Annotated in this window: 20 protein-coding genes; 7 read left to right on the top strand and 13 right to left on the bottom strand. The window is 71.2% G+C overall.

Features of this window, described 5'->3' with window-relative positions; translation table 11 throughout:
• Window positions 1-2: 2 nt before the first annotated feature.
• Window positions 3-491 (bottom strand): ATP-dependent zinc protease family protein, encoded by a 489-nt coding sequence (locus IE200_RS02505; protein WP_229855999.1) that lies wholly within the window; start codon window positions 489-491, stop codon window positions 3-5.
• A 67-nt stretch (window positions 492-558) separates the two neighbouring features.
• Between IE200_RS02505 and IE200_RS02500 the strand changes: the two genes are divergently transcribed.
• Complete coding sequence (locus IE200_RS02500; protein WP_191277760.1) at window positions 559-1,749, top strand: RimK family alpha-L-glutamate ligase; 1,191 nt, start codon at window positions 559-561, stop codon at window positions 1,747-1,749.
• An 84-nt stretch (window positions 1,750-1,833) separates the two neighbouring features.
• Here IE200_RS02500 and IE200_RS02495 read toward each other — a convergent pair whose 3' ends face one another.
• The gene (locus IE200_RS02495) at window positions 1,834-2,571 is read right to left on the bottom strand and encodes a DsbA family protein (protein WP_191277759.1); all 738 of its coding nucleotides are present in this window, start codon (window positions 2,569-2,571) and stop codon (window positions 1,834-1,836) included.
• A gap of 65 nt (window positions 2,572-2,636) precedes the next feature.
• Here IE200_RS02495 and ppk2 point away from each other — a divergent pair, with 65 nt between their 5' ends.
• The 3 genes from ppk2 to IE200_RS02480 all read left to right on the top strand — a co-directional run bounded on the left by ppk2 (window position 2,637) and on the right by IE200_RS02480 (window position 4,598).
• Window positions 2,637-3,491 (top strand): polyphosphate kinase 2, encoded by an 855-nt coding sequence (gene ppk2 / locus IE200_RS02490; RefSeq protein WP_191277758.1) that lies wholly within the window; start codon window positions 2,637-2,639, stop codon window positions 3,489-3,491.
• A gap of 65 nt (window positions 3,492-3,556) precedes the next feature.
• Window positions 3,557-3,751 (top strand): hypothetical protein, encoded by a 195-nt coding sequence (locus tag IE200_RS02485; protein ID WP_191277757.1) that lies wholly within the window; start codon window positions 3,557-3,559, stop codon window positions 3,749-3,751.
• Window positions 3,752-3,815: 64 nt separating this feature from the next.
• Window positions 3,816-4,598: a phosphotransferase gene (locus tag IE200_RS02480; RefSeq protein WP_407940948.1), complete on the top strand. Its 783-nt coding sequence runs from the start codon at window positions 3,816-3,818 to the stop codon at window positions 4,596-4,598.
• 115 nt (window positions 4,599-4,713) lie between these two features.
• Here IE200_RS02480 and IE200_RS02475 read toward each other — a convergent pair whose 3' ends face one another.
• Window positions 4,714-5,793 carry an alpha/beta fold hydrolase gene (locus tag IE200_RS02475; RefSeq protein WP_191277756.1) on the bottom strand — a complete coding sequence of 360 codons (1,080 nt, stop codon included), beginning with the start codon at window positions 5,791-5,793 and terminating at the stop codon, window positions 4,714-4,716.
• Between the two features lie 299 nt (window positions 5,794-6,092).
• Here IE200_RS02475 and IE200_RS02470 point away from each other — a divergent pair, with 299 nt between their 5' ends.
• On the top strand, window positions 6,093-6,743 hold the full coding sequence (locus IE200_RS02470) for an NAD(P)-binding protein (RefSeq protein ID WP_191277755.1): 651 nt from the start codon (window positions 6,093-6,095) through the stop codon (window positions 6,741-6,743).
• Here the strand turns inward: IE200_RS02470 and IE200_RS02465 are convergent.
• From IE200_RS02465 to IE200_RS02455, 3 genes are read right to left on the bottom strand one after another with little or no spacing between them, the layout of a single operon-like run.
• Complete coding sequence (locus IE200_RS02465) at window positions 6,740-7,156, bottom strand: hypothetical protein (RefSeq protein WP_229855996.1); 417 nt, start codon at window positions 7,154-7,156, stop codon at window positions 6,740-6,742. The genes IE200_RS02470 and IE200_RS02465 overlap by 4 nt on opposite strands.
• A complete protein-coding gene (locus tag IE200_RS02460; protein ID WP_191277754.1) occupies window positions 7,153-7,509 on the bottom strand; it encodes a hypothetical protein in 357 nt (118 codons plus the stop codon). Before IE200_RS02460 ends, IE200_RS02465 begins: the two co-directional genes overlap by 4 nt.
• 31 nt (window positions 7,510-7,540) lie before the next feature.
• The gene (locus IE200_RS02455) at window positions 7,541-8,257 is read right to left on the bottom strand and encodes an EcsC family protein (RefSeq protein WP_191277753.1); all 717 of its coding nucleotides are present in this window, start codon (window positions 8,255-8,257) and stop codon (window positions 7,541-7,543) included.
• 60 nt (window positions 8,258-8,317) lie between these two features.
• Between IE200_RS02455 and IE200_RS02450 the strand changes: the two genes are divergently transcribed.
• Both IE200_RS02450 and IE200_RS02445 read left to right on the top strand, forming a co-directional pair.
• Window positions 8,318-9,931 carry a sensor histidine kinase gene (locus tag IE200_RS02450; RefSeq protein ID WP_191277752.1) on the top strand — a complete coding sequence of 538 codons (1,614 nt, stop codon included), beginning with the start codon at window positions 8,318-8,320 and terminating at the stop codon, window positions 9,929-9,931.
• Window positions 9,928-10,623, top strand: a complete 696-nt coding sequence (locus tag IE200_RS02445) for a response regulator (protein WP_191277751.1) — start codon at window positions 9,928-9,930, stop codon at window positions 10,621-10,623. The genes IE200_RS02450 and IE200_RS02445 overlap by 4 nt, the downstream gene beginning before the upstream one ends.
• Window positions 10,624-10,760: 137 nt before the next feature.
• On the opposite strand, the gene IE200_RS02440 is transcribed toward IE200_RS02445, so the two are convergent.
• From IE200_RS02440 to IE200_RS02410, 7 genes are all read right to left on the bottom strand, one after another.
• Complete coding sequence (locus IE200_RS02440; protein WP_191277750.1) at window positions 10,761-12,260, bottom strand: tripartite tricarboxylate transporter permease; 1,500 nt, start codon at window positions 12,258-12,260, stop codon at window positions 10,761-10,763.
• Window position 12,261: 1 nt separating this feature from the next.
• On the bottom strand, window positions 12,262-12,771 hold the full coding sequence (locus IE200_RS02435) for a tripartite tricarboxylate transporter TctB family protein (RefSeq protein ID WP_191277749.1): 510 nt from the start codon (window positions 12,769-12,771) through the stop codon (window positions 12,262-12,264).
• Complete coding sequence (locus IE200_RS02430; RefSeq protein WP_191277748.1) at window positions 12,768-13,760, bottom strand: tripartite tricarboxylate transporter substrate-binding protein; 993 nt, start codon at window positions 13,758-13,760, stop codon at window positions 12,768-12,770. Before IE200_RS02430 ends, IE200_RS02435 begins: the two co-directional genes overlap by 4 nt.
• A gap of 231 nt (window positions 13,761-13,991) precedes the next feature.
• Window positions 13,992-16,226 carry a heavy metal translocating P-type ATPase gene (locus IE200_RS02425; RefSeq protein WP_191277747.1) on the bottom strand — a complete coding sequence of 745 codons (2,235 nt, stop codon included), beginning with the start codon at window positions 16,224-16,226 and terminating at the stop codon, window positions 13,992-13,994.
• Window positions 16,216-17,160: a hypothetical protein gene (locus IE200_RS02420; RefSeq protein ID WP_191277746.1), complete on the bottom strand. Its 945-nt coding sequence runs from the start codon at window positions 17,158-17,160 to the stop codon at window positions 16,216-16,218. The genes IE200_RS02425 and IE200_RS02420 overlap by 11 nt, the downstream gene beginning before the upstream one ends.
• A gap of 7 nt (window positions 17,161-17,167) precedes the next feature.
• Entirely contained in the window at window positions 17,168-17,374 is a 207-nt protein-coding gene (locus tag IE200_RS02415) for a heavy-metal-associated domain-containing protein (RefSeq protein ID WP_191277745.1), read from the bottom strand.
• A 31-nt stretch (window positions 17,375-17,405) separates the two neighbouring features.
• Window positions 17,406-17,720: a metal-sensitive transcriptional regulator gene (locus tag IE200_RS02410; RefSeq protein WP_191277744.1), complete on the bottom strand. Its 315-nt coding sequence runs from the start codon at window positions 17,718-17,720 to the stop codon at window positions 17,406-17,408.
• Window positions 17,721-17,878: the final 158 nt, after the last annotated feature.

Genomic DNA, 17,878 nt, shown 5'->3' with positions numbered 1-17,878 from the left:
CGCTACTTGCCCCAGTTCTTGCGGCGCACGGCGCGCTTGGGCCTGCCCCCGGCGTACGAGCGCGCCGAGTCCACGAGGAACCCGCGCTCGAGCGCCTCGCGGCCGATGAGCATCCGGAAGCCCATCTCGTCGCGGTTGCTCAGCGTCATGACGGTGGTGATGGTGCGCCCGGCGAGCGTCACGTCCATCGCGACGGCGTAGCGCTGCTCCACCTGGCCGTTGCTGGAGCGGACCTCACGCCGGTCGAGGACGGGGAGGCTGAGCTCGACGTGGTCCTCGTCGGAGCGCTGCCAGGGGTGGATGGAGAAGCGCACCCACTCGGCGCCGTCCTGCTCCCAGGCCTCGAGGTCGAAGGCGTGGATGGACGAGGAGCGTGCGCCGGTGTCGATCTTGGCCTTCACCCACTCCACGCCGGCCTGCGGGAGCGCGACCCACTCGCGCCAGCCGACGACGACGTGCTCGGTCGCGGGCAGCTGCGGGTCGGCGGACACCGGGCCATCTTGGCAGGTGGCGCCGACGGGCGAGGTGGATGGAGGGTGGATGGTTGGATGGCTCACCATGAAGCTCGCCATCCTCTCTCGGGCCCCGCGTTCCTACAGCACGCAGCGGCTGAGGACCGCGGCCATCGACCGCGGCCACGACGTCAAGGTGCTCAACACGCTGCGCTTCGGCATCGACCTGTCGTCGGACGAGCCCGACCTGCTGTTCCGCGGCAAGCAGCTCTCGACGTACGACGCGGTGCTGCCGCGCATCGGCAACTCGATCACCTACTTCGGCACCGCGGTGGTGCGCCAGTTCGAGCAGATGGACGTCTACACGCCCAACACGAGCTACGGCATCGCCAACAGCCGCGACAAGCTGCGGGCCACGCAGATCCTGTCGCGCCACAAGATCCCGATGCCGGCGACGACGTTCGTGCGCGACCGCGCCGACGTGATCCCTGCGATCGAGCGCGTCGGTGGTGCGCCGGTCGTGATCAAGCTGCTCGAGGGCACGCAGGGCATCGGCGTGATCCTGGCGCCGACGATCAAGGTGGCCGAGGCGATCATCGAGACGCTGCAGAGCACCCGGCAGAACGTGCTGATCCAGCGCTTCGTCAAGGAGAGCAAGGGCCGCGACATCCGCGCCCTCGTCGTCGGCGACCGCGTGGTGGCGGCGATGCGGCGCGTGGCGCAGGGCGACGAGTTCCGCTCGAACGTCCACCGCGGCGGCAGCGTCGAGGCGGTCGAGCTGGACGAGGAGTTCGAGCGGGTGGCCGTACGCTCCGCGCAGATCATGGGCCTGCGCGTCGCGGGCGTCGACATGCTCGAGGGCCGCAAGGGCCCGCAGGTGATGGAGGTGAACTCCTCACCCGGCCTGGAGGGCATCGAGGCCGCGACCAAGCTCGACGTCGCCGGCGCGATCGTCGACTACATGGCCAACCAGGTCGCCTTCCCCGACATCGACGTACGCCAGCGGCTGACCGTCTCGACCGGCTACGGCGTGGCCGAGATCGTCGTGCACGGCGGCTCCGACATGGTCGGCAAGAAGCTCGGCGAGTCCGGTCTCGACGAGCGCGACATCACCGTGCTGACGCTCCACCGTGGCCCGCAGGTCATCCCGAACCCGCGCAACAAGACCGTGCTCGAGGGCGAGGACCGGCTCCTGTGCTTCGGGAAGCTCGAGGAGATGCGGTCGATGATCCCGGACCGGAAGCAGAAGCGGGTCCGGCGCCTGATGAAGAAGCACCTGCCGCCGGAGAGCTTGTAGGTCTCGTAGCGCCCACGGTCGGCTGACGAGCGCGACGTTCGCAGCGAGCCCCCGGGACCGGTTCGTTGCTGCGATCCGCCGCGGTTATCCCCGCTCGCTCCGCTGTCGACGGCTGCCGCCGTGCCAGTCCTCCTCGACGCCGACCGTGCCGGGCTCCACCCCGAACGCGACCAGCTGCGGTCGCTCACGCAGGCTGCGCTTGAGCTCGGCGAAGCCGGGGAAGCGGGCCAGGCCGACCACGTGGTCCCACAGCTCCCCGGCCCGGTCGGGCTCGGGGAGCCGGCTGATCACGGGGCCGAAGAACGCCACTCCGTCCGGCGGCTCGAAGTGGATGATCGGCGTGCCGACGTCCTTGCCGGTCAGCGCGAGGGCCTCGTCGCCGTCCGCGCGGATCGCCTCGTCCCAGGAGGGGTCGTCGAGGGCGTCGGCGAGGTCGGTCGGCAGGCCCACCTCGCGCAGGACGGGCTCGAGGAACTCCCGCGTGCCCGCCCGTCCGGGGTCGGCCTCCGCGTCCGTGTCGCCGGGCGGGGTGTCGAAGACGTGCGCGCCCAAGGTGGCCTGGAGGGAGTCCACCGCTGCGGCACCGTGCTCCGCACGCGCCCGGGCGACCACGCGCAGCAGGCGGAGGCCGGCGGTGTGGCCCGCCTCGTACTCCGGGGGGAAGTGGGCGTCGTAGTCGATGTGCTGGTTGATCAGGCGCAGCGAGATGAAGCGCCAGTCCACCGACAGGTCGCGCTCGGCCTGCACCATCCGGACCCACTTGCTCGTCAGCCAGCAGAACGGGCACACCGGGTCGAAGTAGAAGCGGATGTCGGACTCCATGGACCGACTCTAGATCGCGCGCCCTCACGGCATCCGGTCGCCGCGACTCGGCCTTAGGGTGGGCCATGGTCACCATCTCGCCGCCGCCCGGCGCGGACGACGCCCAGCCCGTTGCCGACCGCGACCCCGAGCGCTACACGCGCGGCGGCAGGCTCCGCTCCGCCGTCTACGAGGCCGAGATCGAGAAGCTCCAGGAGCGCCTCGTGCAGCTGCAGTACTGGATCCAGCGCGAGGGACTCAAGGTGCTGGTGATCTTCGAGGGTCGCGGATCGGCCGGCAAGGGCGGGGTCATCAAGCGCATCACCGAACGCACCAGCCCGCGCACCGTACGGGTCGTCGCGCTGCCGAAGCCGAGCGAGCGCGAGCGCACCCAGTGGTACTTCCAGCGCTACGTCGAGCACCTGCCGGCCGCTGGGGAGATGGTCCTGTTCGATCGCAGCTGGTACAACCGCTCGAACGTGGAGTGGGTGATGGGCTTCTGCACGGAGGACGAGCACCAGGAGTTCCTCCGCAGCTGTCCCGAGTTCGAGCGGATGCTGGTCCGCTCCGGGATCGTGGTCCTCAAGTACTGGTTCTCCATCAGCGCGGAGGAGCAGCAACGGCGCTTCGAGGCGCGCAACGCCGAGCCCCTCAAGCGGTGGAAGCTGTCCGACATGGACCTCGCGGAGCGCGAGCTCTACGTCCGCTACTCCATGGCCAAGGACACCACCTTCCAGTACACCGACATCAAGCAGGCGCCCTGGTACGTCGTTCCGTCCGACGACAAGAGGGCGGCCAGGCTCAACTGCATCAGCCATCTGCTCGCGCAGTTCGACTACGAGGATGTCGCTCCCGCGCCCGTGGAGCTCCCGGAGGTGCGGGACATCCCCTACGTCAGGCCGCCGATGCACGAGCAGACGTTCGTCCCGCAGCTGTACTAGGCAGCCCGCCTTTCGGCGCGTCCGCCGTGTGCCACCGCAGTTTCCACGTCGGCTACTGTCGCGCCATGGCATCTCCAGAGGCGAAGTTCGCACCTGTCGGCGCACTGCGTGGCGGGGTCGCCCTGATGCTCCTCGGCGCCTTGATGGCCTGGGGCCCGAGCCCCTTCGACACCGTTCCGGGGTGGGCGTGGGTCGGGACCGTGTCCATCGGTGCCCTGCTGCTGGCGGTCGCTCTGGGGATCCGTACGCTGCGCGCGTAGACGACCGGCGGGCCGTACGACAACTCGATGGTGCCTTGTCCGCGGCCTGTGTGAGGGTGCAGTCGTGGCCGATGACGAGGCGCTGAGCCGAGCAGCAGACGTGAATGAGCGGTTCCGTCCCGTCAGGCTCTCCGCCGAGACGGTGACTCGGCCGGCAGGACCCCAGAGTCGGACGGTGCATTCGTTCCTGCGCCACCTTCGCGAGAAGGGCATGGACTGCGTCCCCGAGCCGCTGTCGCTGAGTGACGAGACCGAGGTGCTCCGCTACATCGACGGCGAGAGCGGCGGCGACGGGTGGAAGAACCAGCACGACGAGGCGGGGCTTCGCTCAGCCGCGCGACTTCTGCGACGCATCCATGACGCCTCGGCCGACTGGGTTCCGCCACAGGACGCCGTCTTCGACGCGCCGCCCACGACCGGACACGGCGACGTCTTCGTCCATGGTGACCCCGGGCCGTGGAACTTCGTGTGGCGAGACGGAGAGGCAGTCGCACTTCTCGACTGGGACTTCCTGCATCCTGCGCCTCGACTCGACGACGTGGTGTACGCCTTGCTGTGGTTCGCCCCCATGCGCGACGACGAGTCGGCTCTGGAGTGGCACCACTTCCCCGAGGTGCCCGACCGTCGTGCGCGCATCGTCGCCTTCCTCGACGCGTACGGAATCCCGGCCGACTTCGACGTGGCCGACGCCGTCATCCGACGCCGTCACGCAACCATCGAGCACGTCCGTTCCCTCGCCGGCCAAGGGCTAGAGCCTCAGAAGACCTGGGTCGCCGAAGGCAGCCTCGAGCACGAAGCAGCGGAGATCAGATGGATCGAGGAGAACAGGGCGCTCTTCGCCCGTTGACAGCTCCCGTGCTCCGGCCGACCACCTGGACCGAGTCCTGACGGAATCGTCCAGTAGCCGCCGGTCGGAGGTACGGAGCCGACGCCGGGCAGTCTTCGAGCCCGTTGCTGAGCCCTCAGACCTCGATGGCCAGCAGCTCTGAGAGTGCGGCGTCCACCTCGGCGGTGTAGGAGGGCTCGAAGCCGAACAACCCGAAGTGACCGGCGACGCTGTGCAGCATCCTGAGCTCGGCGCCAGGGATCATCTCCTGCTCCGGGATGCAGTCGCGGGGCGGGAAGAACATGTCCTGCTCGATCGGCATCACGAACGTCTTGGCGGTGATCCTGCCCAGCGCCGCTGCGAGGTCCCCGTTGGTGTTGCGCGCCACGTCCCCGCGTTGCCACTTCCAGGCCATCGACAGCAGTGCGTTGGGGTCCATCAGGCCGAAGAGGAACGCGATGAAGTTCTGCTGGAACTCCTCGAACGTCTCCCACTCGAGGCCTTCCACCACGGGTGGGATGTCCCTCCAGAACTCCGTCTTCCAGAAGTCCGTGGTCAGTCCCATGACCGCCCAGATGCCGGCGTGGCGCCGCAACCCGTCAGCCACGTCGGTGTTCGCGGCGTACTCCCCACCGTTCCAGCCCGGGTCCGACGTGATCGCATCCATCAAGGTCTGGGTGTAGAGGAAGTCGTGCGGCAGGTTCTGGGCCGTACCTGCGATGGGGGCGGCACGCAGCACCTTGTCGGGGAACCGAACCGCCCACTCGTAGGTCTGCTGAGCGCCCATGGAACCGCCCACGACCAGTGCAAGTCGTTCGATGCCGAAGTGTTCGCGCAGCAGCTGCTCCTGTGCGCGGACGTCATCGCCGATGCGCACATGAGGGAACTTCGACATCGCGATCGACGCGTCCTCGGTGTTGTGCGGTGAGGTCGAGAGGCCATTGCCGATCTGGTTGATGACCGCGATGAAGTACTTGTCGGGGTCCAGGGCCCGCCCCGAACCGATGTAGACCTGCTCCCAGGTGGCGTGGGTCCCTGAGAACCACGTCGGGATGCAGATCGCGTTGGACTTGTCCTCGTTGAGGGTGCCGTACGTCGCCACGGCCAGTTGAAGATCCTCGATCACCCCACCCTCCTCCAGCTCGAAGCGGCCGATCGAGATGAGTTCGTAGGCTCCCTGGCCCTCAGGTGTGTAGAAGTCGTTCTGCAGCGGCATGGAGATCTCCTTGTAGTCAGGCGCCAAGCCGACGGCCCGAGAGTCCATGGCCGTGGTGGGTGAAGGGGCCACCGCGTGACCCAAAGGGGCCACCGCGTGACCCAGTTGCACTGTAGGCAGTGCGTGCGCCCCGGCGCCAGACCCTCCTCCGCGTTGGTGACACCAGCGAGACGGACCGCGACTCCGGTGGCTGCGTCGGCGACCTCCTCCCCCGAAATGCATCCCGAGGCGGGACCTTGTGCTCCTCTCCGCGGGGTCCACCAGTGCTGGCATGGAGGGAGACCCGAGAGGAGCCGATCATGGTCGAACACGTGGACGCTGTCGTCGTCGGAGCAGGCCTCGGAGGGCTGGCGGCTGGGGTGGCCCTCGCCGGGGAGGGCCGGAGCACGGTGGTGCTGGAGCAGCACTCGATCGCAGGTGGCTACGCCACCGGCTTCCAGCGCGGCCCGTACCGCTTCGACGCTGCCTTGCACGCGCTCAACGGACTGGCGCCCGGTGGCGGGGTGGAGGAGGTCTACCGCGCACTGGACATCTGGGACCGGTTGCGCCTCCAGCGCCTGGACCCGCTCTACGTCCTGCGCGGCGGGGGCCGCGAGGTGGTGGCGCACGCCGACATCTTCCGGTACGAGAACGAGCTCATCCGCAACTTCCCCGGACGGGCTCAGCAGATCCGCGCGCTCGTGGACGAGAACTACGCGGTGTCCGGCGCGCACGACTACTTCGCGGCGGTCAAGCGCAGCGCGGGCAAGGTCAGCCTCTACGCGATCGCCGTCGACACCTGGCCCGAGGCGTTGGAGGGCCGCTCCGAGAGGTTCCGGAAGTGCCGCACCGGCAAGGCGACGTTCTCGTTCCCGGCGATGGACGACGAGCTCGCGGCGGAGCTCGAGGCGTTCCTCGCGGCGCTCTACCGGCCGTACAGGGAGCACCACGCCCACCGGTCGGGGACCTAGCGCTGCTCCCGCGCGCCCGTCCGCCACAGCCACGCGATCCCCACGAACGGCAGCACCAGCGGCAGCCAGCCGTAGCCCGCGCCGTAGTCGGACCACACGGTCGCGTCGGGGAAGAGCTCCGGGTCGAGGACGGTCAGCGTGCCGACGGTGAGCACGCCGACGAGCTCGAAGACGACGGCCGCCCACGCGAGGCGACGAGGGGACGGCCCGACCTCGGCGAGGCCGAGGGTGGCGGCGACGTAGACCAGCGCGGCGACGGCCGACAGCGTGTAGGCCAGCGGGGCCTCGGACGCCTTGGTCAGCAGCTGCACCAGCGAGCGGGCGGTCGCGGCGATCGCGAAGACGCCGTAGACCGCGACGAGCATGCGGCCCAGCCCCGAGGACGTGGAGGGGGACGTCGCAGTGCGGCTCACTGCCACACCGCCAGGGCGCGTACGACCACGAAGGCCTGCGCCAGCCCGGCGATCAGCAGCACCGCGGTCGCGCCTCGGCTGCGCTCGGCCAGCGACCAGGCGAAGCCGAGCGGCAGCAGCACCAGGCCCGCCAGCAGGTAGCCGAAGAACGTGATGAGCCCCGGACCCGACAGGTCCGCCCCACCGACCTGGAACGCCGCGATCACGAGCAGCACCAGCGTCGCGACCTCGATGACGGCGGCGAAGCCGAGCAACCCCCAGTCCGGCGTGAGGTCCAGCGCGACGTAGACCAGCACCACGATCGAGAAGAGCAGCGACGCACCGATCAGCGCGAGGGGCAGGAATCCGTCCACGAAGGTCGATTGTCCCAGACAGGCACGAGGATCAGGCGGAGGCCGCCGACACCGGGAACTCCTTCATCGCGTGGTCGGCGATCTTCTTCATCATGAAGCCGTCGATCCCTCCACCGACCAGTCCGCCGGCGAACGGCACGCCGCGACCGAACCGCGCCAGCACCTTCTCGCTGACCCCGCGCATCAACCGGAAGCCGACGGCCTTGTTGACCATCATCAGCGCCGCGGGCGGCAGGCCCTTCAGCGCGTACGACGTGACCGCGCCGCCGGCCGACGTCATCCCGGCCTTCCGGAGCACCTCGTCGGCGTCGGAGCCGACCAGCGTCAGCAGGATCGCGCTCCGCACCCGCGGCTGGTCGATGTCGTAGCCACGCAGCACCGCGATGCCGCCGACCATCCGCACGGCCTGGAGGTAGAACTCCGCGACGTTGACCGGCAGCGAGACCGGCATCGTGACGAACCCGCCGAGCCCGGTGACGAACCCGGCGACGCCGCCCGTGATGGTGCTGCGGCGGGCCAGCGCGCCGATCGCCCGCTCCCGGTCGCCGCCGGCCTTGCGCAGCGCCTCGTCGGCGACCGAGCGCACCGGGCTGAGCGGGCCGCGGCCGTCGAGACCGACGTCGAGGAGCATCTCGACCAGCCGGTCGATCGCGCCCGGGTCGGGACGCGGGTCCTCGGCGGCCTCGAGCGCCGACTTCGTCGTCGGCGCACCGGAGCGGCCGGAGGTGATGAGGTCCTTGAGTCCCATGGGTCCCACCCTACGAAGCAGACGGCGAACGCGCCTCACCCCCGGACCTACGATGAGCCGGTGCTGACGCGTCCCCGCCGCCGCGAACAGTCCGTGGCGCGCCAGGTGCTGGTGCTGCAGCTCATCGCGGTGCTGGTCCTCGTGGTCACGGCGCTCGCCCTCGCGACGTACGACGCGCGCAACGACATCCGCGCCAGCGCCCGGGACGAGGCGATCTCGGTCGCGACGGCCGTGGCGCGCTCACCCATCGTGCAGGAGGCGAGGGAGACGCCGGACCCGGCGGCGCTGCTCCAGCCCTTCGCGGAGTCGGTGCGCGTCGACACCGGCGTCGACTTCGTGGTGATCATGGACCGCGACCGCACGCGGTGGTCGCACCCGAACCCCGTCCAGCTGGGCAAGACGTTCATCGGCAACCTCGGCGGCGCGCTCGAGGGCGAGGTCTACACCGAGGAGTACGTCGGCACGCTCGGGCCGTCGATCCGCGCCATCGTCCCGGTCTTCGCGTCCACCGGAGGGACGGACCCGCCTGTCGTGGCGCTGGTCGCGGTCGGCATCACGCTCACCCAGCTCGACGACCTGCTCGTCGACGAGTTCGCCGACATCGTCGTCGCGGCGGTGGCGGTCCTCGTCGTCGGGGTGGTCGGCGCGTGGCTGATCTCCCAGCGGCTGCGGCGCCAGACCCACGGCATGGGCGAGCGCGAGATCACCCGGATGTACGAGTACTACAGCGCCGTCCTCCACGCCGTGCGCGAGGGCCTGCTGCTCATCGACCTCGAGGGCCGCGTGCAGCTGGTCAACGACGAGGCGCGCCGCCTCCTCGGGCTGCCCGACGACGTCGTCGGGCGGTCCCTCGACGACCTGGGCCTGCCGCCCGCGCTGGTCGCGGCCGCGGCGGGGGACAAGGGCGCCGACGAGGTCTACGTCACCGGCGACCACGTGCTGGTCGCCAGCTCGAGCGCCGCGTTCTGGGACGGCAAGGAGGTCGGCGCGGTCGTCACGCTGCGCGACCACACCGAGCTCCAGGCCGTGACCGGCGAGCTCGACACCGTCCGCGGCCTCACCGAGTCCCTGCGCGCGCAGACCCACGAGGCCGCCAACCGGTTGCACACCGTGGTGTCCCTCATCGAGATGGGCCGCCCCGACGACGCGGTCGACTTCGTCACCGACGAGCTCAAGGTCGCCCAGATGCTCACCGACCGGGTGGTCGCGGCGGTCGGCGACCCCGTCGTCGCCGCGCTGCTGCTCGGCAAGTCCGCGGAGGCCGCCGAGCGCGGCATCTCGCTGACCGTGACCGGGGAGCTGCCCGGCTCCTTCGACCTCGCCTCGCCGCGCGACCTCGTCACCGTCCTGGGCAACCTCGTCGACAACGCCATCGACGCGGTCGCCGGCAGTGCCGAGAAGCGGATCGAGGTGCACCTCGAGGGCTCGCCCACCCACGCCCGCGTCGTCGTCGGGGACAGCGGCCCCGGGCTCACGGCCGACGAGGCCACCCATGCCCTGGAGCGCGGGTGGACGACGAAGGTCGACGCGGCGGACGGGCACGGGCTCGGCCTGGCCCTCGTCTCGCAGGTGGCGCGACGCCTCGGCGGCGGCGTCACAATCGGGCGCTCCGCGCTCGGTGGCGCGGAGCTCGTCGTGGTGCTGGGCGAGCAGCCGGGGGGCGAGTCCCGGTGAACGTACGGGTCCTGGTCGTCGAGGACGAGCCGCTCGCCGCGGAGGCGCACGCCGAGTACACCCGCCGCGTCGCCGGCTTCGACGTCGTCGGGGTCGCGCACTCCGCGACCGAGGCCGTACGGCTGCTCAAGGAGCACGAGGTCGACCTCGTGCTGCTCGACATGTACCTCCCCGACGGCCACGGCCTCGGCCTGCTGCGCAACCTGCGGGCGGCAGGGACGATGTGCGACGTGATCGCGGTGACCTCGGCCCGCGACGCCGAGATGGTGCGCCGCGCGGTCGCGCACGGGGTCGTGCTCTACCTGATCAAGCCGTTCACATTCCCGATGTTCCGCGCCAAGCTCGAGCAGTACGCCGACTACCGCCGCCAGCTCGGCGCCGCGCCCGACGAGGTGCTGCAGGACGAGGTCGACCGGATGCTTGGGTCGCTGCGGGTCGCGACCTCCGACGGGGCGCTGCCCAAGGGCCTGACCGCCGACCGGCTGCACGAGGCGATGGACCACCTCCGTACGCCGCCGGGGGTGCTGTCCGCGCGCGAGCTCGCCGAGCGCCTCGACAGCTCGCGGGTCACCGCCCGGCGCTACCTCGAGCACCTCGCCGACATCGGGCTCGTCGCCCGGGCGCTGCGCTACGGGGGCAGCGGACGGCCGGAGGTGGAGTACCGCTGGCAGCCCTCCACCCCCGGCCGGTGAGGCGGTGAGTGAGGCAGGTTCTCCAGCGCAGAAACCGGCCTCGTGCACCGCTGTCACGTCGGCACGCAGCTGAGCGGTGCGTGAGGCAGGTTCTCGAGGATCAGAACCTGCCTCACGCACCGCTCGAGGACGTGCGCTCAGTCGTCCTCGCCCTGGAAGACGACCTCGCGCTTCTTGCGTACGGACGGGAGCACCGCGACCACGATGATGATCGCCGCCAGGAGCAGCAGCGACGCCGAGATCGGACGGGTGACGAAGACGCTCGGGTCACCGCGGCTGATGATCATCGCCCGGCGCAGGTTCTCCTCCAGCAGCGGCCCGAGCACGAACCCGAGCAGCAACGGCGCGGCCTCGCAGCCCCACCGGATGAGGAAGTAGCCGAGCAGGCCGGCCCCGGCGATCGCGAACACGTCCCAGGCGTTGAGCCCGATCGAGTAGCAGCCGATCGAGGCGAACGCGATGATCGCCGGGAACAGCACGTTGTAGGGCACGGTCAGCATGCGCACCCAGATGCCGATGAGCGGCAGGTTGAGCAGCACCAGCAGGAGGTTGCCCACCCACATCGAGGCGATCAGGCCCCAGACCAGCTCGGGCTCGTCGTTGATGACGTTGGGGCCCGGGGTGATGCCCTGGATGATGAAGGCGCCGACGAGCAGTGCCATCACCGGGTGGGTCGGCAGGCCCAGCGACAACAGCGGGATGAACGAGGTCTGGGCCGCTGCGTTGTTGGCCGACTCGGGTGCCGCGACGCCCTCGATCACGCCGGTCCCGAACTTCTTCGGCTCCTTCGACAGCTTCTTCTCCAGCGAGTACGAGGTGAAGCTCGCCAGCACGTGGCCGCCGCCCGGCAGCACGCCCAGCGCGGAGCCCAGCGCCGTCCCGCGCAGGACCGGCATCCGGATGCGACGGAAGTCGTCCCGGGTGAGCCAGAGGCCCTGCACCTTGCGGGTCACCAGCTCGGTGGAGTGCCTCGACTCGAGGTTGCGGATGATCTCCGCCAGGCCGAACAGGCCGACCGCGAGCGACACGAAGTCCAGTCCGCCGTAGAGCTCCCGCACCCCGAAGGTGAAGCGGGGGACGCCGGTGAACTGGTCCTGCCCGATCGTGCCCAGCAGCAGGCCGAGCACGATCATGGCCAACGCCTTCACCGTCGAGCCGCTCGCCAGGGCGATGGACGCGATGAGGCCGAGCACCACGATGGAGAAGAAGTCCGCCGGCCCGAACTTCAGCGCCAGGTCTGCCAGGGGTGGCGCGAACATCGCGAGCACGACCGTCGCGACGGTGCCGGCGAAGAACGAGCCCAGCGCCGCGGTCGCGAGCGCCGGACCGGCCCTGCCCTGCTTGGCCATCTGGTGCCCGTCGAGGGCGGTGACCACCGAGGACGACTCCCCGGGCAGGTTCAGCAGGATCGCGGTCGTCGAGCCGCCGTACTGGGCGCCGTAGTAGATGCCGGCGAGCATGATGAGCGAGGCCACCGGGTCGAACTCGAAGGTGATCGGCAGCAGCAGGGCCACCGTCGCGGTCGGGCCGATGCCCGGCAGCACGCCGACGGCGGTGCCGAGGGTGACGCCGAGGAGGCAGATGAGGATGTTGCCAGGCTGGAGAGCGGTCTCCAGCCCGAGGAGGATGCCGTCCACGTCAGCCTCCCAGCCAGTCGCCGAGCAGCGGCAGCTTCAGCTGCAGCAGGGCCACGAAGACGACCAGGCACAGCGCGGTGATCCCTGCCGCGGTCAGGGCCGCGCGCACGGGCTTCACCTCGGGCGCGGCCAGGGCCGCCAGGAACGTCGTGACCAGCAGGGTCGGCGCCAGGCCGAGGCCCTCGACCGTGAACCCGAAGAAGAGGATGGCCGCCACCAGGAGTCCGGCCCGGCGCCACGGCACCGGCGGGCGCTCGACGTCACGGATGGCGGGGTCCCCGCCCCGGAAGGCCATCACGACGACCAGCGCGCCGAGCACGACCAGGGTTCCGCCGAGGGCGATCGGCACGTAGCCCGAGCCCATCCGCAGCGCCGAGCCGACGTCGTACCTCGCTCCGCCGATCGCGAAGGCCAGCCCGAGGGCGATGAAGCTCCCGCCCGCGAGCAGGTCCGGCCGGAACGGCGCCGGGCTGTGCCCGGCGCCGTTCCCGACACCAGTGTCGGTGCTCATCCGCCGGTGACTCCGGACTCCTCGATGATCGGCGTCCACAGGTCGATCTGCTCCTCGAGCTTCGCCGTGTGGGCCTCGGGGGTCACGTCCTCGGCGGGGACCGGCGTGGTGCCGAGGGTGGCCATCTGGTCGACGACGTTCTGGTCCTCCAGGGCCACCTCGAGCGCGGCGGTCAGCTTCTCGACGATCTCGTCCGGCGTGTCGGCCGGGACGTACAGGCCGTGCCAGACGCCGACCTGGACGTCGGGCAGGCCCGCCTCGGCGGTCGTCGGGAGGTCGGGCAGCGCCTCGACCGGCTCCGGGGTCGTGACGGCGTAGCCCTTGATCTTGCCCGCCTGGAGCTGCGAGGCGGTGTTGGTGGTCTGGTCGCACATGAAGTCGACCTGGCCGCCCATCAGGTCCGTCATCGCCGGGCCCGTGCCGTCGTAGGGCACCTCGGTCAGGTCGACACCCACCGCCTGCTCGATGAGCAGGCCGCACAGCTGCGACGCGGCGCCGACGCCGGCGTTGGCGAGGGTCACGGTGTCGGCGTTCTCCTCGACGTACGAGACGAGGTCCTCGAGCGTCTCGGGCTCGAAGTCGGGACGAGCCACGATCGTCATCGGGACGTCGGTGACCAGGCCGACGGTCTTGAAGTCCTCCAGCGGGTCGTACGCCAGGTCGGGGTAGAGGCCGGGGGCGGTCGACATGCCGATGTGGTGGATCAGGACCTCGTAGCCGTCCGCGTCGGCGTCGGCCACCTGGCCGCCGGCGATGGTGCCGCCGGCACCTTCGACGTTCTGCACGACGATGTCCGCGCCGAGCTCCTCGGCCATCGGCTCGGCGATCAGCCGGGCCACGGTGTCGGTCGGACCGCCCGCCGAGAACGGGACGACCATGGTGATGTCGTCCTCCGGGTAGGCGGCCGGGTCGGCGTCGCCGCCACCGCAGGCGGCGAGGGTGAGCATGGTGAGGCAGGCGAGTGAGGTGAGGGGGATGTGCCGGCGCATGGCGGCTCCTTCGAGGGGGGCTGTGTCGCCCGTCACAATCGCCCGTCCTGTGGCGCCGGTCACCGTTGTGCACCTTGTGTTCACGGGCGCGGCCACCCCGGGGGCGGTGCCTGCCTCGCTGCCCGTCCCCGGTAGTCAGGGACGTTCCGGTAGGCGTTCCGGGCGATATCCCTACCGGAACGTCCCGGACTACGCAGGTGGGACGCGGGGCGCGACGCGAGGCGTACGGCGTCAGGCCACCGACGAGCGGAACCCCCGCAGCCGCAGGCTGTTGGTCACCACGAAGACGCTCGAGAAGGCCATCGCAGCGCCGGCCAGCATGGGGTTGAGCAGGCCGGCCGCGGCGAGCGGGAGGGCCGCGACGTTGTAGGCGAAGGCCCAGAAGAGGTTGCCCTTGATCGTGGTGAGGGTGCGCCGCGAGAGCCGGATCGCGTCGACCGCGACGAGGAGGTCGCCGCGCACCAGCGTCAGGTCGCTGGCCTCGATCGCCACGTCGGTGCCGGTGCCCATCGCGAGGCCCAGGTCGGCCTGGGCGAGCGCGGCGGCGTCGTTGACCCCGTCGCCGACCATCGCCACGACCTTGCCGGCGGCCTGCAGCCGCTTGACCTCGTCGACCTTGTCGGCCGGCAGCACGTCGGCGACGACCGTCTCGATCCCGACCTGGCCGGCGACGTGGCGGGCCGCTGCCTCGTTGTCCCCGGTGAGCAGGACCGGCGTCAGCCCGAGGTCGCGCAGCCGGGCGATCGCCTCCGCCGAGGTGGGCTTGACCGTGTCTCCGACGACGATCACGCCTCGTGCGCGGCCGTCCCAGCCGACCGCGACCGCCGTACGGCCCTGCGCCTGCGCGCGCTCGACCGCGGCCGCGAGGGAGGCCGGCAGGTGCTGCGACCAGTCGGCCAGCAGGCTGGGGCGGCCGACGACCACGGCGTGGCCCTCGACGACGCCCTCGACCCCGAGGCCCTCGCGGTTGGTGAAGCCCTCGACCGCCGGTAGCGAGTCCGCGGAGGCGGCGATGGCCCGGCCGATCGGGTGCTCGGAGGCCGCCTCGAGCGCGGCCGCGAGCCGGCGTACGTCGTCGACGGACTCACCGTCGGCCGCCACCACCTCGTGGACGGTCATCTCGCCGGTGGTGACGGTGCCGGTCTTGTCGAGCACGATCGTGTCGACGCGGCGGGTGTTCTCGAGGACCTCGGGGCCCTTGATGAGGATGCCGAGCTGGGCGCCGCGGCCGGTGCCGACCATGAGGGCGGTCGGCGTGGCCAGGCCCAGCGCGCACGGGCAGGCGATGATCAGGACGGCGACGGCCGCGGTGAAGGCCGCCGTCGCCCCGCCACCAGCACCGAGCCAGAAGCCGAGGGTGGCGACGGCCAGGGCGATGACCACCGGGACGAAGACGCCGGAGATCCGGTCGGCGAGGCGCTGCACCTCGGCCTTGCCGTTCTGGGCGTCCTCGACGAGGCGGGCCATCTGCGCGAGCTGGGTGTCGGCGCCGACGCGGGTGGCGCGCACGACGAGGCGCCCGCCGGCGTTGACGGTGGCGCCGACCACGGTGTCGCCGGGGCGCACCTCGACCGGGACGGACTCGCCGGTGAGCATCGAGGCGTCGACGGCCGAGGTGCCCTCGACGACCTCGCCGTCGGTGGCGACCTTCTCGCCGGGGCGTACGACGAACTCGTCGCCGACGACCAGCTGGTCGACCGGGATGCGGGTCTCGACCCCATTGCGCAGCACCCCCACGTCGCGGGCCCCGAGCTCGAGCAGGGCGCGCAGCGCGGCCCCGGCCCGGCGCTTCGAGCGGTGCTCGAGCCAGCGTCCGGCGAGGATGAAGGTCGTGACGCCGGCGGCGGCCTCGAGGTAGATGTTGCCGGCGCCGTCGGTGCGGTCGATCGCGATCCGGAACGGGTGGGTCATGCCGGGCTCGCCCGCGGTGCCGAGGAACAGCGCCCACAGCGACCACCCGAAGGCCGCCAGGACACCCATCGACACCAAGGTGTCCATCGTCGTCGCGCCGTGGCGCAGGTTGGTCCACGCGGCCCGGTGGAAGGGCAGCGCGCCCCACACCACCACCGGCGCGGCCAGCGCCAGCGACGCCCACTGCCAGTGGGTGAACTGCCACGCCGGCACCATCGCCATCGCGACGACGGGGACGCTCAGCGCGGTGCTCACCAGCAGCCGCTGAAGCAGCGGGTCGCGCTCGGGCTCCGCGTCCACGGCGACCTCGCCGGAGGGCGGCGTCGGCAGCGCCGCGGCGTAGCCCGCGGCCTCGACGGTGCGCAGCAGGTCGTCGGTGGACACCGTGCCGGGATAGGAGACCTTGGCCTTCTCAGTGGCGTAGTTGACCGTGGCGGTGACGCCGTCGAGCTTGTTCAGCTTGCGCTCGATGCGGTTGGCGCACGAGGCGCAGGTCATGCCGGTGATGGCGAGCTCGACGTCGGCGAGCGGCCCGGGAGCGTGGTCAGTGGTCATGGTCGTCGTCCTCCTCGTGGCCGGAGCCCGAGCCCGAGCCGGAGCCGGAGGGCGCGCCGCCCGACTCGACGGTGAACCCGGCCGTACGGACAGCGCCGCGGTGCTGGAAGTCCAGGAACAGCCGGTACGTCGCGGGCTCGGGGAACGCGGTCGCGAAGTCGATGCCCGGGCCCGGTCCGCCGTCCTCCGGGTGCACGTGGAGGTAGCCGAGGTCGCCGGCGCGGATCGCGACGAGGTGGCCGAAGGCGCCGAGGTAGGGCTCGAGGTCGGTGACGGGCTCGCCGTCGAGCTCGACCCGCGTCGTCAGCACCGTCGGGGCGCCCGGGGCGGTGTCGCCCTCGAGGGTGACGGTATAGGTGCCCTCGTCGGTGGCCACCGTCGCCGTGCGGTCGTCGCCCGGGAGCTCAGCGGGGGTGAGCTCGCCGCCCACGGCGACGTCGTCGGCCAGGGTGATCGCGTCCCAGCCCTCGGGGACGAGGTCGGCGATCACGCGCCACGTGCCGGGCGTGAGGCGTACGTCGACCGACCACGTGCCGGTCGCGCGGTCCAGGCGCGGGTGCACGTGCTGGAAGCCGGTGAGGTCGCGGCGCACGACGATGAGGTGGAGGTCCTTCTCGTGCTCGCGGGTGTAGTCGAGCAGCGGCCGTCCGCTGGAGGTGAGCACCGAGAACTCCAGTCGCGTGCGGCCGGCGGGGAGGGTGCGGTCGGCCAGCGCCAGGGTGAACCCGTCGGCCCGGGCGGTGAGCCCGCTCGCCGGCGCGACCGTGGAGTCGTGGTTGCCGTCCACGCGCTCGACTCGGTGCCCTGTCTGCTCGCTGGCGCTCGCGGACAGGTCACCGATCTCAGGCCCGACGAGTCGTCCGCCTCCCCACGCCACCGCGAAGGCGGCGGCGAGGGCGGCGACGAACGCGGCCACGCGCAGGGGGGTGCTCACCGGGTGCTCACGCCAGGGCGTACCCGGCCTCCTCGACGGCGGCACGCACGGCCGACTCGTCGAGGGGCGAGGCGCTGGTGACGGTGACGGCGCCGGTCTCGACGACGACGTCGACGTTCTCGACGCCCTCGATCTCGGAGATCTCCTCGGTGACGGACGCGGCGCAGTGGCCGCAGGTCATGCCGGTGACGGTCCAGGTGGTGGTCTCGCTCATGGTGCTCTCCTTCGGGGACGGGTTGGTGGGGTCAGGACCTCACGAGGCGGGCGATCGCCTCGGAGGCCTCCTTGAGCTTCTCCTCCTGCTCGGCCCCGCCCTTGCGGGCGGCGTCGACGAGGCAGTGCGCCATGTGGTCGTCGAGCAGCACGAGGGCGAGCGACTGCAGCGCCTTGGTCACCGCGGACACCTGGGTGAGGATGTCGATGCAGTACTTCTCCTCCTCGACCATCCGCTGGATGCCACGCACCTGCCCCTCGATCCGGCGCAGGCGCTTGAGGTGGGCCTGGACGGCCTCGGCGTCGTGCTCGAGGTGACCGTGTTGCTCGGCGGCGGTGTCGCTCATGCGGCCAAGATACCCCTAGGGGGTATCAATGGCAAGGCCGAGGTTCACCCGTGGGGGTGGAATCCGTCGAGCCGCCTCCGCCCGTGCGCGGCCCCCGCGCCGCGCTCCGTCTACTGTCGCCGGTGACGGTCGGGGGGTCGTCGAGGGGTGGTCGCACG

Origin of the sequence: Nocardioides flavus (ex Wang et al. 2016), from assembly GCF_014653115.1 — a bacterium.
Lineage (GTDB): Bacteria > Actinomycetota > Actinomycetes > Propionibacteriales > Nocardioidaceae > Nocardioides > Nocardioides flavus.
This window is presented reverse-complemented; position numbering and strand designations above follow the sequence as displayed.